Origin of the sequence: Dietzia sp. Cai40 (genome assembly GCF_014145165.1) — a bacterium.
Taxonomy (GTDB): domain Bacteria; phylum Actinomycetota; class Actinomycetes; order Mycobacteriales; family Mycobacteriaceae; genus Dietzia; species Dietzia natronolimnaea.
Window position 1 is genome coordinate 1 of the sequence record NZ_JAALEB010000450.1, and the last position, 5,726, is coordinate 5,726.

A 5,726-nucleotide genomic window follows, 5' to 3' on the forward strand; every position below is an offset into this window, starting at 1 on the left:
TCGCGCGAGCTCGCGCTTGTCCTGCTCACTGAGCCGGTCCAGGAACTCCCGGCGCACGGTGGCGACGTGATCGGGTGCGGCCTCCGCGATCTCCCGCATGCCCTCCTCGGTCGCGGAGACGAACGCGCCCCGGCCGTCGGTGGGGCAGCTCGTCCGCTGGACGAGTCCACGCCGGACCATGCGGGTCACCTGATGGGAGAGCCGGCTGCGTTCCCACTGCAGGACGTCGGACAGCGCGGTCATCCGTAGCGGGCCGTCGGCCTCGCTGAGGTACACGAGCACCTCGAACTCCGGCTCCGTCAGGCTCGAGGTGGCCTTGAGGTCGCGCTGGATCGCCAGGTGAAGGCGCCCCTGGATCGCGAGGTAGTGGCGCCAGAGCGCCTTCTCCTCGTCGGTCAGCCATCTCACGTGGTCGCTCGGCAGCGGTTCGGTCATGACTTCACTCTACCCTCATAGTTGACACGACACCTAGTGCGGGGATAGAAGTGTGTGACGCATCATCCGGATGTGTGACCCGAAAGGACCACAGACATGAGCACCACGACGACCGTCCCCTCCTCCCGTGGCGCCGCGGCCGAGACCCGCCTGTTCCCCGTGCCCGGGATCGTCCGCGATATCGGCCTGCTGCTCGCCCGGGTCCTGCTCGGTGTGGTCCTGATCGCGCACGGCTGGGAGAAGCTCGTCACCAACGGCGCAGGGGCGACCGGCCAGTTCTTCGACTCCGTCGGGATCCCCGCAGCCCAGACCGCCGCGGTGTTCGCGGGCGTCGTCGAGCTGGCCGGAGGGATCCTGCTGGTGCTGGGGCTGCTCACCCAGGTCGTCGCGGTCCTCGTCGTCGTCGTGATGTTCGGCGCCTACCTGTTCGTCCACCAGGGCGCGGGGATCTACGCCACCAACGGTGGCTGGGAGCTCGTCGCCGTGATCGGGCTGGCCGTCGCCGTCTTCGGCCTGGTCGGCACCGGTCGCTACAGCCTCGACGCGCTGATCGCGGGCCTTCGCGCCGCCGGGGCCCGGAGGACGACGGCCTGACCCGAAGCGGGCCGGCGAGAGCATATCGACAAGGCAGCATCGACGAGAGCACATCGACAAGGCCGCATCGACGAGAGCACCTCGACAAGGCCGCATCGATAAGAGCGTTCCGCACACTCCGCACTCGCGAAACGCGTTCGGAACGCTCTTCCGGACGGGTGGGACTCCCGGTTCTCCACGGGTGGGAGCCTCGGTCCTCGGCGACGGGCGGCCCGCGCCCGAGGGGCGGTGCTCACACGCTGACGAGGCCCGACCCGCTCCAGGGTTTAGGCTTGACCGAAGCCTGCGTGTGGGCACCGGCGAGGATCCAGGGAGAGCAGACAACCGTGAGCAGCAGCGACGAGACCGTCACCGCAGATCAGTCCGCCACCGGCGCGCAGACCGACCAGTCCGGGCAGACCGACCAGGCCGGGCCCGCCCACCGCTACGGCGCCGACCTCGCCGGCCGGATCGAATCCCGCTGGCAGCGCGAGTGGTCCGAGCACGGGACGTTCGAGGCCCCCAACCCCGTCGGGCCCCTCGCGGCCGCCGACGGGTCGTCACCGCCCGAGGACAAGCTCTTCGTGCAGGACATGTTCCCGTATCCGTCCGGCGCCGGCCTGCACGTGGGACACCCGCTGGGGTACATCGCCACCGACGTCTTCGCCCGATACCACCGCATGCTCGGGACCAACGTCCTGCACACCCTGGGTTATGACGCGTTCGGACTGCCCGCCGAGCAGTACGCCGTCCAGACCGGCCAGCACCCGCGGGTCACCACCGAGGCCAACATCGTCAACATGGAGCGCCAGCTCGGGCGCCTGGGGCTCGGCCACGACCGCAGGCGCGTGGTGGCCACCACCGACACCGAGTTCTACCGCTGGACGCAGTGGATCTTCCTGCAGATCCACGGCGCCTGGTACGACCCGGATGCGCCCGCCCGCACCACCGACGGCGGCGAGCACCCCACGCGCACCGGCCGCGCCCGGCCCATCGCCGAGCTGCGCGAGCAGTTCGTCTCCGGTGCCCGCCCGCTGCCGGCCGGGTTCACCGGACGGGAGTGGCCCGATCTGACCGCGGCCGAGCAGGAGAAGGTCCTCGACTCGCACCGGCTGGTGTATCTGTCCGACTCCCAGGTCAACTGGTGCCCCGGGCTGGGCACGGTGCTGGCCAACGAGGAGGTCACCGCCGAGGGGCGCTCCGAGCGCGGCAACTTCCCCGTGTTCCGTAAGAACCTCTCCCAGTGGATGATGCGGATCACCGCCTACGCCGATCGGCTGGTCGACGATCTGGACCGTCTGGACTGGACCGACAAGGTCAAGTCCATGCAGCGCAACTGGATCGGCCGCTCGCAGGGCGCCCGCGTCCGCTTCGCCGTGGCGGATCGGTCCATCGAGGTGTTCACCACCCGCCCGGACACCCTGTTCGGTGCCACCTACATGGTGCTCTCGCCCGAGCATCCGCTGGTCGACGAGCTGGCCGGGCCGTTCTGGCCTGAGACCGTCGCCGCCGGCGGGGTGGACGGTGTGGGCGGCTCCGCCGGCGAACTGGACGAGCGCTGGACCGGCGGGCACTCCTCGCCGGCCGAGGCCGTGCGGGAGTACCGCCGCCGGGCCGCCACCAAGTCCGATCTGGAGCGCCAGGAGAACAAGGACAAGACCGGCGTCTTCACCGGTGCCTACGCCGTCAACCCGGTCAACGGCGAGCAGGTCCCGGTGTTTGTGGCCGACTACGTGCTGATGGGTTACGGCACCGGGGCGATCATGGCCGTGCCCGCCCACGACTCCCGGGACCACGAGTTCGCCACGGCCTTCGGTCTGCCGATCGTGCAGGTGGTGGCCCCGGCCGACGGGCGCGAGCTGGACGTGCGGGCCGAGGCGTACGCGGGTGACGGCGTGGCGGTGAACTCGACCAACGAGCGCGGGCTGTCGCTCGACGGTCTGGGCGTGGACGAGGCCAAGGCCGCGACCATCGCCTGGCTGGAGGGCGAGGGCACGGGGGAGGGGACCGTCCAGTACAAGCTGCGGGACTGGCTCTTCGCCCGCCAGCGCTACTGGGGCGAGCCGTTCCCCGTGGTCTACGACTCCGACGGCGTCCCGCACGCGCTGCCCGACGAGTTGCTGCCCGTCGAGCTGCCCGAGGTCGAGGACTACAAGCCCGTGTCCTTCGACCCCGACGACGCCGACTCGATGCCCTCCCCGCCGCTGGCCAAGGCCACCGAGTGGATGACCGTCGAGCTGGATCTCGGCGACGGCGTGCAGACCTACACCCGCGACGCCAACGTGATGCCCAACTGGGCGGGCTCCAGCTGGTACCAGCTGCGCTACATCGATCCCACGAACCCGGACGAGCTGTGCGCGCTGGAGAACGAGCGCTACTGGACCGGTCCGCGGCCCGAGACCCACGGCGAGGGCGACCCCGGGGGAGTGGACCTCTACGTCGGTGGAGTCGAGCACGCCGTGCTGCACCTGCTCTACTCGCGGTTCTGGCACAAGGTCCTGTTCGACCTCGGCCACGTGACCAGCGAGGAGCCCTACCGCAGGCTGTTCAACCAGGGGTACATCCAGGCGTTCGCCTACACTGACTCGCGCGGGGTCTACGTGCCTGCTGCAGATGTAGAGGAGCGGGACGGGAAGTTCTATCTGGACGGTTCCCCGGACGCTCCCGAGGTGTTCCAGGAGTACGGGAAGATGGGCAAGTCGCTCAAGAACTCCGTCTCGCCCGACGAGATCTGTGACGAGTACGGCGCCGACACGCTGCGCGTGTACGAGATGTCCATGGGCCCGCTCGACACCTCACGGCCCTGGGCCACCAAGGACGTCGTGGGGGCGCACCGCTTCCTGCAGCGGCTGTGGCGAGTAGTGATCGAGGAGTCCACCGGGCAGGCCCGGGTGACCGAGGAGGAGCCGCCGCAGGACGTGCTCAAGGCGCTGCACAAGGCCATCGCGGGGGTCCGCGACGACTTCGCGGGCCTGCGCGACAACACCGCGATCGCCAAGCTCATCGAGTACGTCAACCACCTCACCAAGGCCTACCCGACCGAGGGGCCGGGAGCGCCGCGGTCGGCCGTCGAACCTCTGGTGCTGATGGTCGCCCCCGTCGCCCCGCACCTGGCCGAGGAGCTGTGGTCGCGGCTCGGGCACACGGGGTCGCTGGCCCACGGCCCGTTCCCCGAGCACGACGAGTCCTACCTGGTCGAGGACTCGGTGGAGTACCCGGTGCAGATCAAGGGCAAGGTGCGCTCGCGCATCACCGTCCCTGCGGACGCGACGCCGACCGAGGTCGAGGCGGCGGCCCTGGCCGACGAGAAGGTGCAGGCCAACCTCGCCGGGGCGACCCCGAAGAAGGTCATCGTGGTGCCGGGGAAGATGGTCAACATCGTGCCGTGAGAGGGCCGGGAGGTGTGAGGGCCGGGCGGTGTGAGGGCCGGGCCGTGAGAGGGCCGGGAGGTGTGAGGTCCCGGTCGGGTGGAGGGGTCAGCCCACCTGCACGAACACCGCCGAGGACGAGCCGATCAGGTAGGTGGTGGTGATCATCCACATGGCGTAGCTGGCGAACAGCCACGGCCGCCACCTGATGTGCTGCTTCCACCGCCGGTAGGTCTTGACCCCCGCGGTCACGGACAGGATCACCGACAGCAGAAGCGGCAGCAGCACCACCTCGACCCGGTCGGAGGTCAGGCACGTGCCGCCGGGTTCCGTGCACTCCTCGCCGATGCCGCCGCCCACCGCGACGAGCGCGACCGCGAAGATGACCACGGCCGAGGCGGACAGCAGGACGTAGCGGATGGCCTGGCTGGCCTGGCGTTCGTTGCGTTCGAGGCGCTCCAGCGGGTCGTCGAACTCGCCGATCCCTCGGGGAGACACCGTCACCTCCCCACGAATCCGTTGTGCCCGCCGGCCTCGGCTACCTCGTCGACCGTCGTGATCCCCAGCTGCTCGTCCGTCACCGGCGGGAAGAGCGGACCACCGCCGAAGGCGCCCCGGTGCGACAGCGGCACCTCGCCGTCGTCGTTCGTCACCCCGTGCTCGCGACCGTATTCGGCCGTGATCACCGTGGACCCGCTCAGCGCCGGCAGCGACGGATCGTCGGCCAGTGCCGCGATCACGCGGCCGACGAAGGTCGGGTCCTCGGCCCGGTCCAGGGGGAAGCCGTTGAAGTCGTCCATCCCCAACGACAGGATGAGTTCGGTGCGGATGAGGCCGAGCCACAGCGACAGGGTGGACACGCCGGTCCCGACGAGCTCGTGCGCCATGTCCGAGGCCATCTTGTCCAGGGCGGTCTTGCTCATCCCGTAGAGCACGGTGTGGAACGGCGAGCGCGACCCGAAGGACGAGATGTTGACCATCAGGCCCGACCCCTGCGGGACCATCACCTTGGCGGCCTCGCAGCTGGCGACGTAGTGCGCGCGCAGACCGACGCCCATGAGGGCGTCCCAGTCGCCGGCGGGCCGCTCCCAGAACGTGCCGTTGAACCCCATGAAGCCCTTGGGGTTGGCCCACACGTTGTTGACCAGCAGGTCCAGGCGCCCGGTGTCGGCGACGATGCGGGCGACGACGGCGACGATCTCGTCGTCCCGGCCGTGGTCGCACTCGAGGGGGAGCACCCGGCCGGAGGCGCCGGCCGCGGCGTCGACCGTGGCCTGCAGTCGCTCGGCCGAGCGTCCGGTGACGTACACGGTCCAGCCGGCGTCGGCGAGCGCGGTGGCCACCCCCCTG

5 protein-coding genes are annotated in these 5,726 nt (G+C 70.2%); 2 read left to right on the forward strand and 3 right to left on the reverse strand.

The genetic code is table 11. The features are described 5' to 3' along the window. Nucleotides 1–435 (reverse strand): MarR family transcriptional regulator (locus G6022_RS15400; protein ID WP_182691932.1); only part of this gene is annotated, 435 nt, incomplete at its 3' end. Nucleotides 436–531: 96 nt separating this feature from the next. Between G6022_RS15400 and G6022_RS15405 the strand changes: the two genes are divergently transcribed. Together G6022_RS15405 and G6022_RS15410 are read left to right on the forward strand one after the other, a co-directional pair. Further along, the gene (locus G6022_RS15405; RefSeq protein ID WP_182639998.1) at nucleotides 532–1,029 is read left to right on the forward strand and encodes a DoxX family protein; all 498 of its coding nucleotides are present in this window, start codon (nucleotides 532–534) and stop codon (nucleotides 1,027–1,029) included. 326 nt (nucleotides 1,030–1,355) lie between these two features. After that, the gene (locus G6022_RS15410) at nucleotides 1,356–4,397 is read left to right on the forward strand and encodes a class I tRNA ligase family protein (RefSeq protein WP_182691934.1); all 3,042 of its coding nucleotides are present in this window, start codon (nucleotides 1,356–1,358) and stop codon (nucleotides 4,395–4,397) included. 87 nt (nucleotides 4,398–4,484) lie between these two features. Here G6022_RS15410 and G6022_RS15415 read toward each other — a convergent pair whose 3' ends face one another. Together G6022_RS15415 and G6022_RS15420 are read right to left on the reverse strand one after the other, a co-directional pair. Next, complete coding sequence (locus tag G6022_RS15415) at nucleotides 4,485–4,880, reverse strand: hypothetical protein (RefSeq protein ID WP_346995241.1); 396 nt, start codon at nucleotides 4,878–4,880, stop codon at nucleotides 4,485–4,487. After that, nucleotides 4,877–5,726: SDR family NAD(P)-dependent oxidoreductase (locus G6022_RS15420; RefSeq protein WP_187701391.1), on the reverse strand; the 850-nt coding region annotated here is incomplete at its 5' end. The genes G6022_RS15415 and G6022_RS15420, both read right to left, overlap by 4 nt.